The sequence below is a fragment of the Cryobacterium luteum genome (assembly GCF_900110125.1).
Lineage (GTDB): Bacteria > Actinomycetota > Actinomycetes > Actinomycetales > Microbacteriaceae > Cryobacterium > Cryobacterium luteum.
The window spans coordinates 1-1,442 of the sequence record NZ_FOCN01000067.1 but is presented as its reverse complement, the minus strand read 5'-3'; the positions used below and the strand labels follow the sequence as shown (position 1 = coordinate 1,442).

Here is a 1,442-nt window from a genome sequence, read left to right as displayed (position 1 = left end):
GCACTGGAATCACCCAGCGCAGCCACCAGGGCCGACGTGCGGGTGAGCTCCAGCACCAGGTTGTTCATGATTCACGTCAACACCCGACCACCGACATTCCCGAGGAAAAATCATGCTTACAAGCACTAAACCGATCAAACCCGCAAAAGAATACCCAAAGAAATGTTTTCGCAATCAGCACGGGCCCTCGCCCATCTTCGCCAGCGCCGTTCCGCTGCGCGGCCCGGAACGGCCGCCATAATGTTGGCGTTGGCCCGCCACGTTTGGCATCGCCGGCCCGTGGGCCACGACACTGCGACCGTCGAAGGCCCAGGAATGGAGAGAGTCGGCCCGGTCGTAGCGCGAATTCGCCAGAAAAACCAGCCTGTGGAAACATCGAAAGGTTGTAGCAATTCGGTCTATGGTGACCGCATGCGAACCCCGCCGCCGCACCGCCCCCGCCACAGAGCCGTGACAACCGTCGGCATATTGCTCCTGATCGTCGCCACGCTCAGCGGATGCTCCGCCAATCCCACACCCAGCGACACCGCATCACCCATCGCCGATGCGACAGCCGCGCCGACCGAGACTGCCCCGGTCTTCTCCTCGAACGAGGAGGCCCTGGCCGCCGCAAAGGCTGCCTATGCTAACTACGCAGCGCTTTCTGACGACGTTATGCGAAGCGCCCCGGCGCCAAAGGATTTTACGAAGGTCAGCGCGTCAGTCAGTGAGGCCTACCTCCCGCAAGTAGTTCAGGCCCTCGATTCGTTCTCAACTGCCGGGCACATTGGTAAAGGTGCGTCCAGTTTTGACTCCATCGCTCTCATTCGTTACTCAGATTCGCCCTACGGTCTCGCCGAAGTCGAAGTGTATATGTGCTCCGATGTTTCTGGGCTTCGACTCCTCGACGCTTCCGGGGCCGATGTAACGCCGGCACAGCGAATTGATCGAGTCCCCTTGCAGGTTCGCTTCGTCTCAAGCGTTGGTAGCCCATCCACGCTCCTCGTTGACAAGGAAGACGTATGGTCCGGTCGAGATTTCTGTTAGCTTCTGTCGTCGTAGCTCTAGTTTTCGGATCAATGGGTGTCGCGGATTCTGCGAGAGCCGAAATTTGCACACGAGCTGGACTTGCTGACGGCTCGTGTCCGCGTGCGCAGGCAATCGTGGTTGGTCCGAGCGTCGACCTGACAGCAGATGCCACGTCCGGTCCCGGCGGGTCCGGCACGGGCCCCCGACAGGGAGGCAGCGGGGCGGTCACCCCCGCCGAACAGCCCGTTTGCCCCGGCGGCGACCCCCGAAAGCTCGGCCTCGAATCACTCCCCCTGGGTAACTGCACCTTCCTCCCCTGGGTCAACCCCAACATCCTGGCCACCCCCTGCACCGTCTGCTCCCCCGCCACCATCGTGCGCGTCTCCGACCTGCAAAACTTCCCCGCCTACCCCACCCCCACCGGCATGGAACCC

At 62.0% G+C, this 1,442-nt stretch carries 2 protein-coding genes; both read left to right on the top strand.

The features are described 5' to 3' along the window. The first annotated feature begins 450 nt into the window (after nucleotides 1–450). Nucleotides 451–1,026 (top strand): hypothetical protein, encoded by a 576-nt coding sequence (locus BMW72_RS18235; RefSeq protein WP_134450415.1) that lies wholly within the window; start codon nucleotides 451–453, stop codon nucleotides 1,024–1,026. 116 nt (nucleotides 1,027–1,142) lie between these two features. Beyond that, nucleotides 1,143–1,442, top strand: a 300-nt coding sequence (locus tag BMW72_RS18230; RefSeq protein WP_139175939.1) for a hypothetical protein, incomplete at its 3' end; no start/stop codon positions are given.